The sequence below is a fragment of the Shewanella sp. SM23 genome (assembly GCF_025654295.1).
Lineage (GTDB): Bacteria > Pseudomonadota > Gammaproteobacteria > Enterobacterales > Shewanellaceae > Shewanella > Shewanella oncorhynchi.
In genome coordinates, this window is record NZ_JAKKRM010000017.1 from 48,755 (window position 1) to 70,351 (window position 21,597).

At 46.2% G+C, this 21,597-nt stretch carries 16 protein-coding genes; 7 read left to right on the top strand and 9 right to left on the bottom strand.

Translation table 11 applies throughout. From position 1 onward, the window contains the following. Positions 1 to 529: 529 nt before the first annotated feature. From L5L98_RS17845 to L5L98_RS17855, 3 genes are all read right to left on the bottom strand, one after another. Positions 530 to 1,312 (bottom strand): phosphoadenylyl-sulfate reductase, encoded by a 783-nt coding sequence (locus L5L98_RS17845; RefSeq protein WP_263142650.1) that lies wholly within the window; start codon positions 1,310 to 1,312, stop codon positions 530 to 532. After that, the gene (gene cysI / locus L5L98_RS17850) at positions 1,305 to 3,002 is read right to left on the bottom strand and encodes an assimilatory sulfite reductase (NADPH) hemoprotein subunit (RefSeq protein WP_263142651.1); all 1,698 of its coding nucleotides are present in this window, start codon (positions 3,000 to 3,002) and stop codon (positions 1,305 to 1,307) included. Before cysI ends, L5L98_RS17845 begins: the two co-directional genes overlap by 8 nt. Positions 3,003 to 3,101: 99 nt before the next feature. Continuing rightward, a complete protein-coding gene (locus L5L98_RS17855; protein ID WP_263142652.1) occupies positions 3,102 to 4,901 on the bottom strand; it encodes an assimilatory sulfite reductase (NADPH) flavoprotein subunit in 1,800 nt (599 codons plus the stop codon). A 419-nt stretch (positions 4,902 to 5,320) separates the two neighbouring features. Between L5L98_RS17855 and L5L98_RS17860 the strand changes: the two genes are divergently transcribed. The 3 genes from L5L98_RS17860 to L5L98_RS17870 all read left to right on the top strand — a co-directional run bounded on the left by L5L98_RS17860 (position 5,321) and on the right by L5L98_RS17870 (position 8,945). Next, on the top strand, positions 5,321 to 6,847 hold the full coding sequence (locus tag L5L98_RS17860) for a Re/Si-specific NAD(P)(+) transhydrogenase subunit alpha (RefSeq protein ID WP_105251577.1): 1,527 nt from the start codon (positions 5,321 to 5,323) through the stop codon (positions 6,845 to 6,847). Between the two features lie 11 nt (positions 6,848 to 6,858). Continuing rightward, entirely contained in the window at positions 6,859 to 8,343 is a 1,485-nt protein-coding gene (gene pntB, locus L5L98_RS17865) for a Re/Si-specific NAD(P)(+) transhydrogenase subunit beta (protein WP_263142653.1), read from the top strand. 221 nt (positions 8,344 to 8,564) lie between these two features. Further along, positions 8,565 to 8,945 (top strand): hypothetical protein, encoded by a 381-nt coding sequence (locus tag L5L98_RS17870; RefSeq protein WP_263142654.1) that lies wholly within the window; start codon positions 8,565 to 8,567, stop codon positions 8,943 to 8,945. Positions 8,946 to 9,142: 197 nt separating this feature from the next. Here L5L98_RS17870 and L5L98_RS17875 read toward each other — a convergent pair whose 3' ends face one another. From L5L98_RS17875 to hldE, 4 genes are all read right to left on the bottom strand, one after another. After that, a complete protein-coding gene (locus L5L98_RS17875; protein ID WP_263142656.1) occupies positions 9,143 to 9,727 on the bottom strand; it encodes a hypothetical protein in 585 nt (194 codons plus the stop codon). A gap of 168 nt (positions 9,728 to 9,895) precedes the next feature. Then, a complete protein-coding gene (locus L5L98_RS17880; protein WP_006082899.1) occupies positions 9,896 to 10,375 on the bottom strand; it encodes a TetR family transcriptional regulator in 480 nt (159 codons plus the stop codon). A 152-nt stretch (positions 10,376 to 10,527) separates the two neighbouring features. Further along, on the bottom strand, positions 10,528 to 11,355 hold the full coding sequence (locus L5L98_RS17885) for a hypothetical protein (RefSeq protein ID WP_263142658.1): 828 nt from the start codon (positions 11,353 to 11,355) through the stop codon (positions 10,528 to 10,530). Next, positions 11,352 to 12,782, bottom strand: coding sequence for a bifunctional D-glycero-beta-D-manno-heptose-7-phosphate kinase/D-glycero-beta-D-manno-heptose 1-phosphate adenylyltransferase HldE (hldE, locus tag L5L98_RS17890; protein WP_028761811.1), 1,431 nt, complete (start codon positions 12,780 to 12,782; stop codon positions 11,352 to 11,354). Before hldE ends, L5L98_RS17885 begins: the two co-directional genes overlap by 4 nt. Positions 12,783 to 12,885: 103 nt before the next feature. Between hldE and L5L98_RS17895 the strand changes: the two genes are divergently transcribed. Continuing rightward, entirely contained in the window at positions 12,886 to 13,812 is a 927-nt protein-coding gene (locus L5L98_RS17895; protein ID WP_168822581.1) for an LpxL/LpxP family Kdo(2)-lipid IV(A) lauroyl/palmitoleoyl acyltransferase, read from the top strand. Between the two features lie 91 nt (positions 13,813 to 13,903). Here L5L98_RS17895 and L5L98_RS17900 read toward each other — a convergent pair whose 3' ends face one another. Next, the gene (locus L5L98_RS17900; protein ID WP_105251569.1) at positions 13,904 to 15,634 is read right to left on the bottom strand and encodes a potassium/proton antiporter; all 1,731 of its coding nucleotides are present in this window, start codon (positions 15,632 to 15,634) and stop codon (positions 13,904 to 13,906) included. A gap of 881 nt (positions 15,635 to 16,515) precedes the next feature. Here L5L98_RS17900 and L5L98_RS17905 point away from each other — a divergent pair. Next, entirely contained in the window at positions 16,516 to 17,430 is a 915-nt protein-coding gene (locus tag L5L98_RS17905) for a L,D-transpeptidase family protein (RefSeq protein ID WP_105251568.1), read from the top strand. 92 nt (positions 17,431 to 17,522) lie between these two features. Here the strand turns inward: L5L98_RS17905 and L5L98_RS17910 are convergent, their stop codons facing one another. Further along, positions 17,523 to 18,350, bottom strand: coding sequence for a M14 family metallocarboxypeptidase (locus tag L5L98_RS17910; RefSeq protein WP_105251567.1), 828 nt, complete (start codon positions 18,348 to 18,350; stop codon positions 17,523 to 17,525). A 216-nt stretch (positions 18,351 to 18,566) separates the two neighbouring features. On the opposite strand from L5L98_RS17910, the gene L5L98_RS17915 reads away from it, so the two are divergent. Beyond that, the gene (locus L5L98_RS17915) at positions 18,567 to 19,985 is read left to right on the top strand and encodes a M16 family metallopeptidase (protein ID WP_263142662.1); all 1,419 of its coding nucleotides are present in this window, start codon (positions 18,567 to 18,569) and stop codon (positions 19,983 to 19,985) included. Continuing rightward, a complete protein-coding gene (locus L5L98_RS17920) occupies positions 19,982 to 21,571 on the top strand; it encodes a M16 family metallopeptidase (RefSeq protein ID WP_263142664.1) in 1,590 nt (529 codons plus the stop codon). The genes L5L98_RS17915 and L5L98_RS17920 overlap by 4 nt, the downstream gene beginning before the upstream one ends. Positions 21,572 to 21,597 lie beyond the last annotated feature (26 nt).

Consider the following 21,597-nt stretch of genomic DNA (forward strand, 5'->3'; position numbering starts at 1 on the left):
ACTGGGGTCGACTTAACTTGACCTCGGCAGCTTTGACGACAGCTGACCGAGGTAATGATGGCTGATTAACGAGAGCTAGCAAGTCAATCAAACTGCTTGATACTCGCAGGTGCGAGTCAGGTTTTCAACGCTTTCACTGCATCTAATTAAGCCATATCGATACACAGCAAACCCAGCCCATAAATACCGATATACAACAACTTAACCTCATAAAAGACATGAATCATGTCAATTAACGCAGTAAAACGCTTCAAAACCATCTACGGGAACTTCAAAATATAGCGCAGGCTTAACCAATGTGCATAACTCTGTGAGTAAAAATGTACAACATTTTTAGCATTTAAAAATGAATGCAAACTAACTCTATGAATATCAATCTATCTTAGTTAAATGACGCTTAAATGACATCACTTAACTTCCTCGACAGTCCAGAGTATTAAATTCACCCCAAACCTCACCTACCTTAAAATGATAAAAAAAACGCCCCAAACTAAGTTGAGGCGTTTAATATTTAAAATCAATAAAATGACTAGATATCGTAGTGCAGACCACACTCACGTTTCAGCCCATTAAAGCGCGTTTCTTCCTCCGTCATGCCTAATTCAAGTGGTTTACTCGAATGGGTATCACCCACAGAAACATAGCCTTGGTCCCAAAGTGGGTGGTACGGCAAGTCAAATTGAGTCAAATATAGGTGCACATCTTTATTCGACCACTCGATAATCGGCAGTAACTTAAAGCGAGTGCCATGAATCGCCAGTATCGGCAGCGCCTCACGGGTGCTGGCTTGGCTACGTCTCAGCCCTGCAAACCAAGTACCGACGTCAAGCTCGGCTAAGGCGCGTTGCATAGGCTCAACTTTGTTTAAACGGTTGTATTGCTCTAGTCCGTTTACCCCTTGTTCCCATAACTGGCCAAAGCGCGCCTCTTGCCATGCCGATGTCATCACTGCTTGGTACACTTTTAAATTCAGTGATAAACGCTCTGTCAGCTCGTCGATAAACTGATAAGTCTCAGGGAATAAATAACCCGTATCCGTGAGAATAACCGGAATATTCGCCTGTGCCTGACTCATCATATGTAGCATTACAGCGGCTTGGATCCCAAAGCTTGAGGACAGCGCATGATTACCGGGCAAATAAGTTAAGCCCCATAGAACTCGCTCTTGTGCGCTTAATCCACCTAAGAACTGATTAATACGTTCAAGCTCTATCGCTTGCTCTGCCTTAGGCGCACTCAATAATGCCTTGAGTTCGGCAGCGCTGACCACAGTCGGCACTTTATCACTGGTTTTTTGCTCAATATCAGCCATGAAAATCCTTAGCGGCATCGATCACCGCCTTCACTACACCCACGCGGACGGTGAAGTTACCAAAGGTTTCGCCTGCATCACGCTCTACGGCGTAGCGGCCAAACAGGGTATCCAATTCGGCGAGAATGTCCGCCTCTTGGATATTTTCTCTGTGCATTTTGTTCAAACGAGTCCCTTCAAAACTTGCACCTAAGTACAAGTTATAACGGCCCGGCGCTTTACCCACAAGGCCAATTTCAGCGGCAAATGGGCGAGCACAACCGTTAGGACAACCCGTCATACGCACGACAATCGCTTGCTCGCTAATGCCGTGTTTTGCCTGCAGCGCATCGATATGATCGATAAACTCAGGGAAATAACGCTCGGCTTCCGCCATCGCTAATGGGCATGTCGGCAACGCCACACAGGCAATCGAGTGACCGCGGGTTTGCGTCAACACTTGGCCCAGCAGACCATGTTTACGGGCTAAACCTTCAATGGTAGCTTTATCTTCAGCTGCGACGCCTGCGATGATCATGTTTTGATTCGAGGTCATGCGGAAATCGCCCTTGTGGATCTTAGCGATTTCACGCAGCCCCGTTTGCAGGGTTTGGCCTGGTAAATCTTTAATACGACCGCTTTCGATAAATAAGGTTAAATGCCACTTACCGTCAACGCCTTCGACCCAACCATAACGATCGCCGCGATCGCCAATCACTACATCACGTTTAGGTTCAAATTTCACCCCAGCACGTACTTCAACTTCGGCTTTAAATTTCTCATAGCCGTGGTCAACGATTGTGTATTTAAGGCGCGAGCGCTTACGATTAGAGCGATTGCCCCAGTCACGTTGCACTGTCATCACAGCTTCGGCAAACTTCATCACGTCTTCAGTTTTGATAAAACCAAAGTCGTCTGCTAGGCGTGGAAAGGTTTCCACTTCGCCGTGGGTCGAGCCCATGCCGCCGCCAGCCGTTAAGTTAAAGCCAACTAGCTCGCCATTTTCGGCAACAGCAATAAAGCCTAAATCGTTGGTGTAAACGTCAACATCGTTATCTGGAGGAACCGCAACCGCCATTTTGAACTTACGTGGCAGATAGGTTTTGCCATACACAGGTTCAACGGTTTCATCTTCGGTTGAGAGTAACTTTTCTTCATCTAACCAAATTTCGGCGTAGGCGCGAGTGTGTGGTAATAGATGATCAGACAGTTGTTTCGCCACCGCATAGGCCTGCTCGTGCAGTTTAGATTCCACCGGATTGGGGTTACACATCACGTTACGGTTAACGTCACCACAGGCAGCAATTGAATCCAGCGCTTGACGATCTAAATCTTGAATAATGGTCTTCAAATTACGCTTAGGAATACCGTGGTATTGGAAGGTTTGGCGGGTCGTCAAACGAATACTGTTCGAGCTTGTGAGCGTCGAGGCAATTTTATCTACGCCTAACCATTGCTGCGGAGAACAAATACCGCCGGGTACACGGGCGCGCAACATAAAACTATATAAAGGTTCGAGTTTTTGCTCTTTACGTTCGTTACGTAAATCACGGTCATCCTGCTGATAGAAGCCATGAAATTTGATCAGCTGCTGATCGCCGTCACTGAAACTGCCAGTCACAGAAGAATCTAAACCTTCTTTGATGGTCCCTCGCAGGTAATCACTGTCGGTCTTTAGGTATTCGTTTAACGCTAATTTTTGCTCACTCATGGCAACTGCCTCTTAAAATTGGGTTCGCTGGCTGCACAGATCATCACGTGTGCAACGTTGGCTATTCTTATGCGTTTCTTATCTGCGCAACGGTTGAGATTAATACACGTCTTTTTGGTAACGTTTATCGCTGCGCAGGGTTTCAAAATAGGCTTCAGCAGCTTCGGTATTCAAACCACCGACTTCGACTGCCACCTCAATCAAGGCTTGGTGAACATCTTTGGCCATACGTTCAGCATCACCACAAATATAAAGATGCGCGCCATTTTGCAACCATTGCCACAGGGCTTGGCCTTGTTCTTTAATGCGGTGCTGCACATAAATCTTATGAGCTTGATCGCGTGAGAACGCCACATCGATACGGCTGAGATCGCCATTTTTCAGATACTGTTGCCACTCAGTTTGATACAAGAAACCCTGCTCAAAGTGAGGATTGCCGAAGAATAACCAGCTATCGCCTTGGCTCCCTTGTGCTACGCGCTCCTGCATAAAGGCACGGAAGGGCGCAACACCTGTGCCAGGCCCCACCATGATCACTGGTGTTTCTGGATTTTCAGGCAAACGGAAATGCTTGTTCGACTCAACATAAACCTTAACTTGCGTGCCTTCCTGCGCAGATGCTAAGAAGTGTGACGCGCCGCCAAAACGTGCTGAGCCGTGGCGCTCATCTTCCACTAAGGCCACAGTTAAGTGGACTTCTGTTTCGACTTCGCTTTGACTTGAGGCGATAGAGTAAAGTCTTGGCGTTAATGGACGCAGTAGCTCAAGCAGTTTTGCTGCATTTAAGGTTACTGAGTTATTTGATAACGGATACTGAGTGACTAAATCGGCAAATTGATGCTTAAGGATAAAGTGGCGCACTTGTTCTTTATCTTCGCTCAATGCCAGCAGTTCTGCGCTGCCGCTCAATTCGGCCCATGCTTTGACTAATCCAGGGTATAACTGAGTCAATTCTTTCTTATCAACCAAAGCCTGCTTAAGGGACAAGGATTCAGTACCAAGGGTCACTAACTCATCGGCGGCTAATGACAAACCCGCTAAGACTTCATCGACTAAGACTTCGTTATTACTAAACCACACACCAAGGGCATCACCCGCTTGATAGGTTAAGCCTGAGTCGCCAAGGTCGATTTCAACATGGCGCACATCTCGGTCTGATCCACGGCCGGTAATTTTTTGGCTCACAAGCACTTCGGCGCTATAGGGGTTTTGCTTAGTAAATTCACTTTCGCCAATCGCTTTAGCGGTGCCGATGGATACCACACTGGCGGACGAGGTTTCGATTAGCGGCTTAACGGCCTCTAATACATCGGCGTGCCACTGGCCCGCGGCAGCTTCATAATCCACATCACATTCAATTAAAGGTAATAGTGATTTAGCACCCAGCGCTGCTAGGCGGGCATCGAAGTCTTTACCGGTTTGGCAGAAAAATTCATAGCTAGAATCCCCCAGCGCCAGCACTGAGTAATGTAAATTGTCTAACTTAGGGGCACGTTTCGATGCTAAAAACTTGTGTAATTCAATCGCATCATCCGGCGCTTCACCTTCACCATGGGTGCTGACCACCAATAAAAGCACAGCTTCTTGCTTTAATTGGCGAACATTGTATTCGCCCATTGAAGCCAGATTGACCGCATAACCTTGCGCCTGCGCCTTATCGGCGAGCGCTTTAGCGACACCACGGCCATTACCCGTTTGGCTGCCATAGAGAATAGTCACAGTTTGAGCCGTTTGCGCCTGTGCGGCAGGCGCTAATTGGCCCGCATTGGCTGTGGCAGCAAGATAGCCACTCACCCAGGCCAATTGCACAGCACTTAACTCAGAAGTGAGTTGTTTTAGCTTATCGACTTGTCCTTGAGACAATGGCGAAGCCAGCGATGAAAGTTCTTTTAACAACATGAGACGGCCCTATGACAGTGTAATGTCCACAAGCTTATCGCGGTTTAAGAAAAGCAAAAAAGAATAAAATAGGATTTTTAATTCCATTTTGGAATATACAAAGTGCAAAATTTAAGCTACAAAAGTGTGCACTGGTTAAAAGTTTTTGATCCGACCAGTGCAGAAACGGCCTGCTTGAGAAATATGCACTTGTGCCAAGCTAAAGTATTGCCACAATGGTCATTAGCCTGTCGAACAATAATTTCTGTTGCCCACAGAATAGTTTGTTTTAAAAACAAAAAGTGTCCATCCTAGATTGAATGCCCTAACTGACTCGAATCACCCGCCGAATAAACGCTGGTGACGACAGATTTTGCAGTTGAGTACGATGAAGGAAGAACAGCAGGCGGAACGATTATATAAACCATCAGGGAGTAGTCATGCAGATTGGAATACCGAGAGAAAGTCTCGCCGGTGAAACTAGGGTCGCCGCGACCCCAGCCACCGTTGAGCAGCTTAAAAAACTCGGCTTTGAAGTTGTTATTGAGGCCAATGCAGGTCAACTGTCAAGTTTCGATGATGCAGCCTTTGAAGCTGCGGGCGCGAAGGTGACAACAAACGTTTGGCAAGCCGATCTGATCTTTAAGGTCAATGCGCCAAGCGACGCCGAAATTGAACAAATCAAAGACGGGGCGACTATCGTCAGCTTTATTTGGCCCGCACAAAACCCTGAGCTGGTTGCGAAGTTATCTAAACGTAAGATCAACGTGATGGCAATGGACATGGTACCACGCATCTCCCGTGCCCAGTCACTTGATGCCCTCTCCTCTATGGCAAACATTGGTGGATATCGCGCAGTTGTTGAAGCCGCACATCAATTTGGCCGTTTCTTTACTGGCCAAATTACCGCTGCTGGTAAAGTACCGCCCGCCAAAGTGTTAGTCATTGGTGCTGGTGTAGCTGGCCTTGCCGCCATTGGTACTGCTGGTTCGCTTGGCGCCATAGTGCGCGCCTTCGATACCCGCTTAGAAGTGGCCGAGCAAATCGAATCTATGGGCGGCCAATTCCTTAAACTGGATTTTGGTAACGAGGAAGGTGGTTCATCGGACGGTTATGCTAAAACCATGTCGGATGAATTTATTGCCGCCGAAATGGCACTGTTTGCCGAACAAGCCAAAGAAGTCGATATCATCATCACCACAGCGCTAATCCCTGGTCGTCCAGCGCCTAAGCTCATCACCAAAGCCATGGTTGATAGCATGAAGAGCGGCTCAGTGATCGTCGATTTAGCCGCTGCGACGGGTGGTAACTGCGAATACACGCAATCGGGTGAGCTGTTTGTTACTCCTAACGGCGTAAAAGTGATTGGTTATACCGACCTTCCCGGTCGTCTACCGGCGCAATCGTCACAGCTTTACGGCACTAACTTAGTCAACCTGATGAAGTTAATGTGTAAAGAAAAAGACGGCACAGCCAGCATCAACTTTGATGATGTAGTCATGCGCAATATGACAGTGATTAAAGAAGGTGAAGTGACCTTCCCGCCGCCACCGATTTCGGTTTCTGCGGCGCCAGCAAAACCAGCGGCGAAAATCGAGCCTAAAAATACCACTCCGAAGGCACCATCTAAGCTCAAATACGTGCTCGCCGCCTTAGGCGTTGCAGGATTTGCTGCCGTGGCATCGGTAGCACCACCAGAGTTCCTGTCGCATTTCACAGTATTCTTGCTGTCCTGCGTTGTTGGCTATTACGTGGTATGGAACGTATCCCACTCACTGCATACGCCTTTAATGTCAGTCACTAACGCGATTTCGGGCATTATCGTGGTCGGCGCCCTACTGCAAATCGGTCAGGGTTCAACTTTGGTCACTGTACTGGCGTTTATCGCCGTGCTGATCGCCAGTATTAACATCTTCGGTGGTTTTACCGTCACTCAGCGCATGCTGAAGATGTTCCGTAAGGATTAAGGGGGTTTAACGTGTCTCAAGGACTGGTAACAGCAGCTTACATTATTGCCGCCATTCTCTTCATCTTCAGTCTCGCGGGACTGTCGAAGCAAGAGACGGCAAAACACGGCAATTTATTCGGTATCTTAGGTATGGCAATCGCCCTACTGGCTACCATTTTCAACCCCGATACTAACGGAATTGCGTGGATCTTAATCGCTATGGTGATTGGCGGCGCGATTGGTATCCGTTTAGCACTAAAAGTCGAAATGACTGAAATGCCTGAACTGGTTGCTATATTGCACAGCTTTGTGGGTATGGCCGCGGTATTAGTGGGTTTCAACAGCTTTATCGACTTACACCCACAGGAAGTATCACAAGTCGTGGTGGCAGTCGGTGGTGATATCAATACGACCCTCGCCGCAGTACAAGATGCGCTAAGTGAAGCGGTGAAGACCGCCAGCAAAGAGCACCTCACTGGCGCTATGCTTAACATTCACTTGGTCGAAGTCTTCCTCGGGATCTTCATCGGTGCGGTGACCTTTACGGGTTCTATCGTTGCCTTTTGTAAGTTACGCGGACTGATTTCATCTAAACCTCTGATGCTGCCACATCGCCACAAGCTAAACCTAGTCGCAGTGCTAGTGTCTTTCGCCCTGTTGGTATACTTCGTTCAGACAGGTGGCACTATGCCAGCACTGCTGTTGATGACCTTGATTGCCTTCGCCTTTGGCTGGCATTTAGTGGCATCCATTGGCGGCGCGGATATGCCAGTGGTTGTGTCTATGCTGAACTCCTACTCAGGTTGGGCAGCGGCAGCGGCAGGCTTTATGTTGTCGAACGACCTCTTGATTGTGGTCGGCGCGTTAGTGGGTTCATCGGGTGCTATTCTGTCTTACATTATGTGTAAGGCCATGAATCGCTCGTTTATTTCAGTTATCGCGGGCGGCTTTGGCACAGATGGTGTGGCCTCAACCGGTGATGAAGAAATGGGTGAATACCGTGAAACCAACGCCGAAGATGTGGCGGATATGCTGAAAAATGCCACTTCAGTCATCATCACTCCGGGTTACGGTATGGCAGTGGCGCAGGCGCAATATCCTGTTGCGGAAATCACTCAAAAACTACGTGATCGCGGCGTGAAAGTGCGTTTTGGTATCCATCCAGTTGCTGGTCGATTACCAGGCCATATGAACGTACTACTCGCTGAAGCGAAAGTCCCCTACGATATCGTGCTCGAAATGGACGAAATCAACGAAGACTTTAAAGACACAGATGTCGTGCTCGTTATCGGCGCCAACGACACGGTTAACCCCGCGGCAATGGAAGATCCAGGCAGTCCAATCGCAGGTATGCCAGTGCTGGAAGTGTGGAAAGCGCAAAACGTGATCGGCTTTAAACGTTCGATGAACACAGGTTATGCCGGCGTGCAAAACCCACTGTTCTTCAAAGAAAATACCCAAATGTTGTTTGGGGATGCTAAGGCCAGTGTTGAAGCCATTTTAAAGGCACTTTGAGTTTGATTTAATATCAACAGAGTAGAAATCGTTTAGGCGATAAACATTATTCTAAAGAAATAAAGGGAGCCACTGGCTCCCTTTATTTTCACATTTTTTTAAGCCTATTAAGCTAGTCTCTGCGCCAATATGATGCGAGGCTTATCTGCCCCAAATGCTGATACGCTTAATGTAAGCTAAAACAGTAAGTTAAATCTAAAGCTGATTTAAGGAAATAAGAAATGTTGCTTGGGCTGTTTATCCTGTCTGCCGTATTAATCAAAACCTCATTACTCGGGCTTGGCTGGATATCGATTATCATCGGCCTGAGTGGGTACCTATTTTGTCGATGGTGTAATATCAAGTTAGATATCAAACTGATTGATAAATTTAAACGACTCTTTATCACTGGCGCGGCTCTGCATCTTCTCGTCTATATCGGCTTAATCACTAAGCTTTTCCTTATCGACAGCTTTGAAGACTTGCCCACATTCCTGATAAGTCACTTAGTCTTCCACCACGCAATCAGCGCCGTGATTGCTGCCGCATTAACCTTCTTGGCGATTCGCATCTATCTACAACAGCAAAAATTAACTCAAGCCTATCGACAGGAATTAAGCTAACTCAACAAGGTTTTGATGATAAATACCGACGGAGAAAATCTGACTAGATTCATCATTAGCTTAAGTACCATAAAATAATGGGGGACTAAAGCAGATCATACAGAGGTGTTGTCAGCAACACTGAATTCATCAATGGATTCAAACATCAGGGATAAGAATGACCCCTGATGTTTGGGGGGGAGCTAAGCCAAGATACGTTAGTCGGCGGCAATATCGTTATCTTTAAGCTCTTTTGACAGGGTTTCATAATTCGTTTTGAGTTTTGGCAAAGTATCTTCTTTGATTTTACTCAATACATTTTGCAACTGATCCTTACCGTAAGAAACGCTATAGTGACGGGTTTCAATATTGCTAATGATCTTCTCAGACTCTAAATACAAACGACGAATATCAGACAAAATATCACTCGGTGTTTCTAGCGCATTGGCAGAATAGCGCATGTTATCCCAGACAAATAATCCCATCTGCGGATGCATTTTCACTAAACTATTACTACTCACAGTCTCAACTGTGTCAGCGTAATGACTCAAGATTTCAACATTGTCACTCACTTCGTCATATAGGGCATGACGCAAATGATAGTTATTCTGCATATTGCTCAGGGCATCAAATTTAATTGCCTGTGACAACCCTTCTTGTGCGGCTAAATACACGCCAACAACAGTCGCAATGATTATAAAAATCTGACTCACCCAAAAACTGGTTTTGATAAGCTCAGTGTTATCAAGCTTAATGGTGCGTTTAGGCATATCTGCCTCATTAGAGATGGGGGTCATGTCCATATGTTTTATCCTGTCAAATCAAAAGTACAAGGCAATATCACTAACTTAAATCATTATTGAGTGGTCATCCTACACTATTGGGGTATGACTTACCTCAGTACAAATCACGATTTTTACCCACAAAAAAGGAGCCATCTGGCTCCATTTTTATATTCATTGGTCAGTCTATTATGCTGCTTTTGCCACATCAAAATTGGATAGCAACATCACAGCTGTACGGCCTAATAGGTGGTTGATCGTGCGATCGCCCGCTAAGCCTAACTCAGCAATCGCTTGCTGACGCGCTGTACTCACCGCTCTAAAGAGGGTAATTTCATTATTCGCACCACCACAAAGACTAAAGAACAGTCTTAATACTGCGCGGTAATGCTCTTCCTGCATTGCCTGCATCCAGGATGTTTCCAATGCCTCTTGGCTAGAAAAATCCAGCGCAGCAACAAATAGATTGCCGATACGACTATCTAAACGAACAAGAAAATCGCTTTTGCGTGGAAAATGGTGACTAATACCTGTGCGACTAATACCCGTTGCTTCAGATAACGTAGTATAAGACATAGTCTCAAAGCCGATAGTCAAAATTTGTCTTAACGCTTCATCCATAATTTGATTTATGGTTTGCTCAGTTTGTACTCGCGAGCGCTTAGCCATAGTAATGTCTCCCCTCTTATTTTTAGGGGGGAAAGCTTACCAAAGCCGCTCAGGGATTACTGCTGTTCACTGGGCCGTAACCAGCGTATTTCACTTTTGTTCAGCTAGGGTTCAGTTTAAAACAGGCTTCACCACTGATTTAATTAACACATTCATAACATTGAATTTTGTACCAACCAGTTATGTGCTTTTTCTTCGCCCATGAGTAAAACGAACGTCGGTTGGAGATAGTGTCCAAGATCAGCTTTTCGCCAAAATAGATATTCAGGAAGGGGTTGCAATACACTCGCGCCAAAAGTGCGTTGCATTAAGCTCGAATACTCACCTAATAATCTCGGCTCTAATTGCTCGGCTTTAGGGTAGAAATTCGTTAAAAAGTCCCGATACTCGGCAAATTTAGCCACTTGAGCAACATCGTATCGATGCAACACTTGTATCAACATTGGCGAGCTCCAATGCGACAAATATTGCGGGCTTGTTAATGCATCAAGGTTGCGTCTGTGGTATTGCTGCCACGCCAAGGCAAAATCATTTTTCTCCCGTGCGATACGCCAAACCAAATAAATGTCAGCTAGCCATTCATGTTGATATGCACTCAAGTGAGTCGGTAACACAGAGCCTTGCAGAGCAAGGTTCTCCAAATGACCGAGCTCATGCCATAGGGTTAATTGCGGCTGTTCAAGTAAAGGTAATTGATAGGTCACCATATCGACACTGGCTAACTGTACTTGTGGTGTCAGCTGCTCATTCACTAAGACTAGGCCCGCAATCTTATTGTCATCGACGGGCATGACCATGGCACTTCTGCGGCCTAAATCGCGCTTAAATTGATCTAGCGTGGCGGGCAGCTGCGCCAACACTTGCTTAGGCAATAATGCCAAGCAAGTGCCAAGCTCTGGTAAAGGGCAAATCAAAGCCTGCTTATCGGCAATGGGCGTCCAAGTCAGGCTAGATGCGAATGCCAGAGCGACTAAGCTCACTGATTCGCCATGATATTTTGTATAATCGCTGTCGTTGAAATACCATCCTCAAAACCCAGCACTTGCACTTGGCCACCTGCTGCAATCACTTCAGCGCCACCAGCAATATCCTCAAGCTTATAATCACCACCTTTGACCAGCAGATTTGGCAGCAATCGAGTAATGATGCGCTGCGGCGTATCTTCACTAAAAGGCACAACCCAATCAACAGAAGCTAAGCCAGCGAGCACAGCCATACGACGATCAACCTGATTAACTGGACGGCCTTCACCCTTGAGGCGTTTAACCGAGGCATCATCATTTACCGCGACGATCAAACGATCGCCCAAAGCTTTCGCCTGTTTAAGATAGCTCACGTGGCCCGCATGTAAAATATCAAAGCAACCATTAGTCATCACCACACGCTCACCGCGCAGTTTGGCTTGCTCTAAGGCGTAGGCCAGTTGATCTTCACTCACCACCCCAAAACCCGATTCTCCATGGTGCAAAGCTAAAGCTTCAATAAGCTCAATGCGGCTCACGGTAGAAGTGCCAAGTTTACCGACCACAACGCCAGCGGCGGTGTTCGCAATCGCACAAGCTTGGGGTAAATCGGCGCCCGCGGCTAATGAGGTTGCTAAGGCTGAAATCACAGTATCGCCAGCCCCCGTCACATCATAGACTTCACGGGCAACGGTAGGAATGTGCAACTCAGGCGCATTAGCGGTCACTAAGGTCATGCCCTTTTCAGAGCGGGTCACTAAAATGGCATCAAAATGATGTTGCTTGAGTAAGCCACGGGCTTTTTCTAGCAGATCGGCTTCAGAGGTCACAGTGCCAACAACGGCTTCAAACTCACTCATATTTGGGGTAATGAGTGACGCGCCATGATAACGACCAAAGTCACTGCCCTTAGGATCGACTAATACCATCACACCTTTCGAACGCGCTAAAGCAATAAAATCTCGCGGCTGATCGATAGCGCCCTTAGCATAGTCAGATAACACCACGACATCGACAGAATCGAGTAAGGCCTCGGATTGTTTCAATAAACGCACGCTATCGGCCTTGTCGAAGGCTTCTTCGAAATCGAGGCGGATAAGCTGCTGATTACGTGATAACACCCGCAGCTTAGTGATGGTTGGTTTATCAGCAATACTTAACCATTGGGGTTCAACCCCTAAAGTTTGCACACCGAGCGTTAGGGCATGGGCAGTATCATCTTGGCCGACGAGCCCGGCAAGTTGGACTTGCCCCCCTAAGGTCGCGATATTGAGCGCCACGTTGGCCGCGCCGCCGGGTCTGTCTTCGACTTGATTAATCTTCACCACAGGTACGGGGGCTTCAGGGGAGATACGTCCCGTAGGGCCAACCCAATAGCGGTCTAACATCACATCGCCGACGACTAACACTCTGGCTTTTTCAAATGCTGGCAGAGAAACCTTCATAGTGCTCTTATCTTTATGCAGAAATTAAACCGTGATTGTACCTAATTTTCAGCAAAAATTGAGTTAGAATGAGCAGTAATTTTCAAAAGTAGTGAGTATTTTTGTGGTCGAGAAAGCCGAGTTTTCATCTTCTTTATATCATCCTAAGCATTGGCCCATGTGGTTTGGCGTATTTTTGATGCGTTTAACTCAGCTTCTACCGCTTCCTTGGCAGATGACGCTGGGTAAGGGATTGGGTCGCTTAGTGATGAAATTCGCAGCTGGTCGCACCCACACAGCGCGCCGTAACTTGACCCTCTGTTTCCCTGAAATGACGGAAGCACAGCGAGAAGATTTACTCACGCGTAATTTTGAAGAAACGGGCAAAGCCATTTTCGATACCATCAATGCATGGTGGTGGCCCGATGAAAAAGTGCAGCAGCACATGAGTATCAAAGGCGAAGAACACGTACAAGACACGTTAAATGCTGGCCACGGCGTGATCCTCTTTGCCGTGCATTGTTTGCCGCTGGAAATGGGCGCACGTATCTTCGGCCAATTCCAACCCGGCGTGGGGGTTTATCGCCCACACAATAATCCAGTGATGGAATACCTGCAGGTCAAAGGCCGTTTACGCTCCAATAAAGGTCTCGTTTCTAAACGCGACTTGCGCCAAATGATACGCTGCCTCCGCAATCCCGATGTGATTTGGTACACGGCCGATCAAGACTTTGGCCGTTCCAGTGCGGTATTTATCCCATTTTATGCCATGCCAGATGCGGCAACGATTACCGGTGCCACCACGTTAGCTAAACTCGGCAAAGCCAAAGTCCTGCCTTTTTTTGTGGAACGTACTACAGATGATAAAGGCTATCGAATTGAAGTGATGCCACCGCTGGATAATTTCCCCGGCGAAGATGAATTAGCCGATGCCATTCGCGGTAACAAGATTATTGAATCCATCATAGATAAAAACCGCGCCCAATATATGTGGTTACATCGCCGCTTTAAGACCCGTCCCGACCCAACGGATAAATCTTTATATCAGTAACTCATTCAGTTTTTGAATACGAAAATGCCAGCAAATAAGCTGGCATTTTTTATGGTGACTTTCGATAGTAAGGACCATCTAGCACATAGGATTAGAGCGCATTCTCAGTCGGTAAACGAATACCTACGTTAGTGACTTTACCTTCATACAGCCCCGCCACCACCCAATGCAACGACTGCCAGTGGAACTGATCCCCAAGTACAGGATTAGCGCCAAGCTGAGATACCACAAGGTCTGCGACTGTCATATCATCAGCGAGATTATCTAAACTTAAACCATAAATAGGCGCGAGATCCGCAAGCTTAACGTCTGTTTCAATAAAGAAATCACCGAAGAATCGTTGTACTTCTTTATTTTCTGGCGCTTGGCTAAAGAGGTTACTCAAGGCTTCTAAACTTTTCTCCTGACCCAGCACACAGAGTATATCGCCCGCCTCGAGACGAGTGCTACCCGATGGATGCAGCAAAGTGTCATCCCTAAATACCGCCGCAATCCGTGTCCCATCTGGCATAGCCAAGCGCTTTAGCGGCTCACCAATACACCACTTACTTTCACTCAAACGATAGACAAACACTTCCCATTCGCTGCTCGGGTAAATTTCAACTCCCGAGCGCGAAACGGGTAACGGCTTTGGGGGCAGTTCCACCTTAGCTAAACGCGCTGCTGTGGTCAAAGATGCACCTTGAACCAGCAACGACACTAATACAACGAAGAAGGCTAAGTTGAAGTACAACTGAGCACCCGGTAAGCCCGCCATCATAGGGAATACTGCTAAGATGATAGGCACAGCGCCGCGTAACCCCACCCAAGAAATAAACCAGCGGTCGCGACTGCTAAAGCTCTTAAACGGCAATAGACTGATCCATACGGCGACAGGGCGAGCAAATAAAATCATCCCGAATGCCAGAGCAAAACCTGGGATCATGATATCGACTAAATCTGAAGGGGTAAGCAATAACCCTAATACGAGGAACATGCCGATTTGACTGACCCAAGTCATACCATCCAGTACGTTCAAAATCGCATGACGGCCACGGGTTGGCTTATTGCCGAGGAACAGACCCACTAAGTAAATCGACAAAATACCGCTACCACCCAGTTTGTTGGACGCAGCATAAATAATCAGACCACCGCTTAAAACTAAAATAGAGTACAGACCATCAGCTAACTTGCTTAAATTGACGAGCTTCCACAGCATCCAGCCGCCGCCCAAACCTAAACAGATCCCCAGACCAAATTGCTTAATAAAGCTAATAAGCATAAAGCTGAAGGACAACTCACTGTCGACATTGGCAAGAATGGCAATCAAGGTTACGGTTAAGAATACCGCCATGGGATCGTTACTGCCGGACTCAATTTCTAAGGTCGCACCAACCCGCTCGTTAAGGCTACGCCCTTTAAGCAGTGAAAATACCGCAGCGGCATCGGTCGAGCCCACAATCGCGCCCACCAGCAAACCTTGCAACCAATGCAAATCGAACAACCATGCGGCCATCATGCCGGTGATACTGGTCGTAATGGCAACGCCAAAGGTCGCCAACGATAATGCAGGCCATAGCGCCACCCTAAAACTGGCAACGCGGGTGCGCATACCTCCATCGAGTAAAATAATCGCTAAGGCTAAGTTACTGACTAAATAGGAAGTTGAATAATCATCAAACTGGATTCCACCAAGGCCATCTTCGCCAGCCAAAATACCCACAGCGAGGAAAATCAATAAAATAGGGATGCCCAAACGGGAAGACATAGGACTAAGTAAAACACTCACTGCTGTAAGCAAGGCGCCAATCAGAAAAAAACTATTGATGGAATCTGCATCCACAAACGCCTCCTTAATACAGGTTGTTTAGTTAAACGATAGACAAATCACCGAGGTTAAAAATGACTCAACTCACAATTTTATGATTTTATATTAGCACAAAAATATCGAATTATTGGAGCGTTAAATATTAAATTTCAATCATCTACATAAAAAATGTCATAAAACCAACTTTCTATTAACCTTTAGATAAAGGCTAACGTAAAACCTAAAGGATAGCAGAACATCACCACACGACTTAATAAGCATTAAAATAAATAAATATCAAATAGTTAAAAATAACAAACTGAACGTAAACTCAAATCATTCAAGCAAAACTCAGCTCACAAACCTGTATAAACTAACGGTATCATAGCCAATTTAGTGTCAGATAAAATAATGTCGTGTAAAGGGTGAATATTTGAACATTATCCTTAAGCTAATTGTTTTAACTCCATTTATTTGCCAATGAAATGATTTAAATTCACTTTATCCGATGAGCAATAGCCTTGTCAGAAAAGGACCACACTCTGTTTTCCCAAAACAAATCAATTCCAGTAACGCCATACATGCTCGCCATTCAAACAGACACGTTTTAGATTGGTTAACACTGCAAATATTTTTCATCAAGCAGGAAGGTATACACAAGATAATTGAGTACAGCAGGTTTTAACGACAAGACTAAATACTGACAATTGACGCCGCTAAGGAAAACCGTTAAAACAAAAAATTAAGCGACAAATACGCCGTACTGATCATATTTCAGTTGAAATAATGTCCAAAATAAGGAAGGATGCGAGCTTCGCGCGCCAGTGCATTTTGCTCGTCAAATTGCCGCTCTCGTTTTAAGAGAGAAAGCTGCGTTAAACACGCTTTTTTATTAACAGGAATCGTAGTATCCGCTTATGAGTATGCTTCGCACCACAGCTTTATTATTGACTTTGGTTTTCCCTAGTCTGTCCGCTTTAGCAACGGAATATCCTTTACCAGCCGCCCAAAGCAGGCTAATTGGCGAGAACCAGTATTATACGGTTCCAGAGGGTAAACACACTCTCGAAGATATCGCAGCCAAATACCAGCTTGGTCTCAGTAACTTACTCGAAGCTAACCCAGGTGTGGATCCATTTCTGCCAAAACCAGGTAGCCAACTGATCATTCCATTGCAATTGATCCTGCCAAACGCTCCCCGTGAAGGCATAGTGATCAACGTGGCTGAAATGCGTTTGTATTACTATCCGAAAGGCAAAAAGACTGTTGAAGTGTTGCCTATTGGTATTGGCCAAATTGGTAAAGACACACCAGAAAACTGGGTGACCACTGTACAACGCAAGCGTGCGAATCCAACTTGGACACCCACACCGCGCATTCGTAAAGAATATGCTGCTAAAGGTGAAATCCTGCCAGCGGTATGGCCAGCGGGTCCAGATAACCCTATGGGACTGTATGCGCTGTATATCGGCAACTTGTATGCGATTCATGGTACTAACGCAAGTTTCGGTATTGGTTTGCGTGTCAGTCAAGGTTGTGTGCGTTTACGCCATGAAGATATCGAGCATCTATTCAAGACTGTACCAGTGGGAACCCGGGTACAATTTGTGAACCAGCCGATTAAAGCAACCGAAGAGCCAGACGGTAAACGCTACTTAGCCGTGCATCAACCATTGTCTCGCACTGTGGCGGAGTTTGAATCAAATGAGCCAGTTGCGATATCACTGCCAAAAGAGATCGCTAAGTTTATCGCGAAAGCTGACACTGATTCTTCTGTGATCAAGAAGCTACTCGATGAACGTACTGGTGTGCCAATGCGAATTAATCAATAATTCACTGGCGAATACCACCTAAAAAAATACCCGCAATCTGCGGGTATTTTTTTGTCGTGTCAGGCTATTCACTAACGTAATAGACTAAAATATCAATCACATAAAGGTGCACACAGGGCCAAGAAGTGAGTCATAGCAGCACTGTTTGCTAATACGCGTTGATCGAAGTTTTGCAACGCAGGCGTTTCAGTACAAGCACCGACACGAGCACCACTTCGCACTAAACAAGCTTCAAAAGACGTATCAAAATGATTGAAGATCAAACCATCCTTAACAGGACACCCATCAATCTCACCGTCTACCGCAATCGGGAAATAACCACCTAAAGTATCGCGCAGATCGAGACTAAAACGTCCTGGCACTTGGCTTGGCTCAAAAGAATACACATAGGCTTCACGACTCAAGACATCTTCATGGCAAGTTAAAATACCGTCTCGACTCGCAGCAAGCAGTAACTGTGCGTGCTCTAACAATAGCTTACCTTCAACCGATGTATGTTCATTCGCTTTAGGTTTACCGTTCTCAAATACAAAACCACGATTTGGATTTTCGCCGTATTTATTAAATCTATGACCACGACTGAATCCAGTAGGATTGACGAGAGGCAATAAACTCAAGTTCACCCGTTCAAATAGGTCTGCTGAAGCTTCACTCAAAAAATGCAACAAACCCCATGGGCCTGCAGATTCTTCGCCATGAAATCCTGTGCTGATCAATAAAGAAGGTAAGCCTGACTTAGCGGCCGGTGACTGATACAAGCTAACATCGTATTTACCCACTTCACCCAATGTTTTCTCAACCATGCCCAAACGGGTCATTTCCTGCTCAAGCAGCAGATAGAAATTATCAATATCAGTGCTTTCACAGTTAAAAATATCGCTTTTCCACTGAAAGGATTCGAACGGAGATCTGCTTACCATATCTTGTACTTATGCCAGAAAAAGAACTGTGCCATCATAGCAGTTCTTTTCAAAAACTGAATGCTATTCAACTGATTTCGATGAAATCCGAGCAGTCGTCGACAGTGGTGCAATCTGTATCGATACCTGCGAATGTATCAATTGCCTGTCGTTAATGGTATCCAGCTTGAGTAAGACATTTAACGAATTAAAAAATAAGCTCGGCAGGACGCACTTATGAACACTCAAATCACCTTTTTTATCGCCATTTCGGCCAGTGTTTTCAGTCATACGCTACAGGCCCAATGCCGCACCGAGCAAGATGCGCAAGCCTTATATGCGCTCGAAGCGAATATAGAGACCTATACGCTACAAAATGGCCTAACAGTGCGATTACTGCCCATGGCAGATAAACAAACAGTCACAGTCGCCAGCCAATTTAATTTAGGCGCCCGCAACGAAGCCCAAGGTCAGAGCGGTTACGCCCATCTGTTTGAGCACATGTTGTTTAAAGGGAGTGAAAATGCCCCCAGCGATACCTATGCTCAGCAGTTCAGTGCTTTAGGTGCACGTTTTAATGCCAGCACGCATTTTGACTACACCAACTACTATGTGACGCTGCCAAACCAAGCATTAGAACTGGGCTTATATCTCGAAGCCGATCGCTTTATCCGCCCTAGCCTTAACGCCACTACGGTTAAAAATCAGCAGGAAACCGTACTGCAGGAAATGGCACAAACCATAGATAATCAGCCCTATATCCGCAGCGCGATGGCGTTTTTACTCGAGCAAGTAAAAGGCACTCCCTACGGTCACGGTATTATTGGCAGTCGCGAAGATATCTTGCAAGCCACACCAGAAAACCTAACTGCCTTTCACCGTGCTTATTATCGTCCCGATGCGATGCAGCTTTCCCTTGTCGGCAAACTAAGCCCACAAACCCGACAATGGATTGAGCAAAATTTTGCGGCTTGGTCTAGGCCAACGATTGCTGAACCTGAATTTTCTGAGTTAACAATCCAGCCTAAACAAGTACATGCTGAGTTAGTGGATGAGCGCGGACCTTGGCCCGGATTACTGCTCGCTTGGCATGCAGTAGGTAAAGATCACCCAGATGCTGCCGCAATTCGGCTGCTAGAAGGCTATTTATTTCAAAACACCACCAGTGCACTTGCTAAACTCAGTCTGCATAATCCCGAACAAATGCTCAGCTACTCCCTGCCCTTTGAGTTAGAAAATCATGGCATAGCGAATATCGTCTTGGTTCCACGGGCACGGACCTCACTCGATGCCTTAGTGCAAAAAGTGTTGGGACTTGTGGCACAAACGCAGCAAGATGCTCTGGATGAAGCAAGTCTTTGCACACTTAAACAAGTGTGGTTAAACAATCAATTACAACAACTGGATGACACACAGGCCTTAGCCATCAAGCTTTCCGCAACGTCGGCTCAAGATAAAGACCATCCCTTTACTGCGCAGTGGCAACGGATCAACGCAGTCACGGCCGACGATATCCAAAGCGTCGCAAAACGGTATTTCAACCAAGATTATGTCCGAGTCGACCTACTGCCACCTTGGTATATTCGCTGGGGTAAAACGCTACTGGAATGGCTGCCTAACGATATGAGTGACAGTTTAGAGGATGCGGTATTATGACGACTCTGACAATGTCAAAGCAGCTACAAGGCTTAATGTTCTGCGCTGTGGCTTTATCACTAAACGCCTGCCAGCAGACGCAAATCGTCTTCACGCCGAGCGAACCGCCGAGTTTGGCCCATTTTGAAACACCAAACTCTTTAGCCCATTCTTTACCTAACTCTTTAAACAATCCTTTGGGCAGCTCTTTGAACAATCATTTACCCAAAAGCGGCGTCATTATCCCCGTAACGGATGAAATTTTTACCGATGAAGTCCATACCGAATTGGATTTACCCTATCAGTTACATCGCCTTGCCTCAGTTCAAATGAATAGTAGTGTGAGTAACAGGGTCAGTTTAGCGGCTGTGAGCCCGCAAGTTCCCTTCAATAATCCCGATATTTTACAGATTGCCTTTCAAGAAAAGGCCCGCGCACTTGCCATTAGCCGCGCAGATCCCTGTCTTGAGACTTTCAGTATGCGTGTCAGCTTGCACAGCATTAATTTAAGCCTCACTTGCCCCGACGATGTTAACCATATCTACGACTTACTACTGCAATTTTGGCAGCCAGATGCCTTTGTTGATGCGACAACCACCCCCGTCGATGTCGACAATATTCGCCGTCAACTCAAGCTCAATAAACACTTAAACGCCTTTAGTGGCGCCGAGATAGATAAAGTGTGGCGCGATAAACTGCTCGGCCCTGAACATCCCTACAATAGAGTGATCAATAATAATGCATTGTTCGATTCGCTCAGCCTAAGGCAACTGCAACAAATCCAACAGCAGGCGGTAACACAAGCACAGTGGCATCTTTTTCTACCCAACTCTTTGGCAAATAACGCTAAATTTGACCTTCAAGCTAGCCTTAAACTGTGGCCAATATTGCCTAATTCAGGGCCGAAAGTGGATAAACTAGAGACAGTAAAGCCTCAGCAAATCAAGAGGATTTACCTTATTGATGCGCCGGGCAGCGTGCAAACCCAAGTCCGCCTAGGTTATGCCATAGATCATGTCCTAAGTGATGCATCAACTCAGCAGCAACTGAACCCACAGGAAGTCGCCTTAAGCTGTCGCAGTTTATCCGCACTCATGGGCCGCAGTTTTTCGGGCAGACTCTACTATGATTTACGGGAAAAACGCGGTCTCACCTATGGCATCTACGGCCAGTGCGCCAATGCACCGCTCTCCAGCAGCATCAAGTTTTATGGCAGTACAGCCATAGAACATACGGGCGCGTTTGTGGTGGGGATAGTAGATCACCTAACACTCGTTAAGACGCAAGGTGTTAGCCAAGGTGAAATCGATGCACTTAAAACCTATTTGATCGGTGAAGATTTGCTCAGCCAAGACAACAGCATTCAACGTGAAAACCAATATATCCACCAAGTCGCGACAGGATTAACTCAAATTGAAGTTCAGCAGCTAAATGCAGGATTACAGGCTCTAACGCCCGAAAGGCTGCAGCAGTTAGCCAACGGGGCGTTTAGCGGTGAACCATTGATTATCTTGCGGGGCGATGTTGATCGAATTCTTCCTGACTTAAAAACTAAGCTACCAGAGTGGCAGTTTGAAAGGGTTAAGGTTGGCCTAACTGACAACTAAAGCCAAATAATCCTTCTAAAAGATTC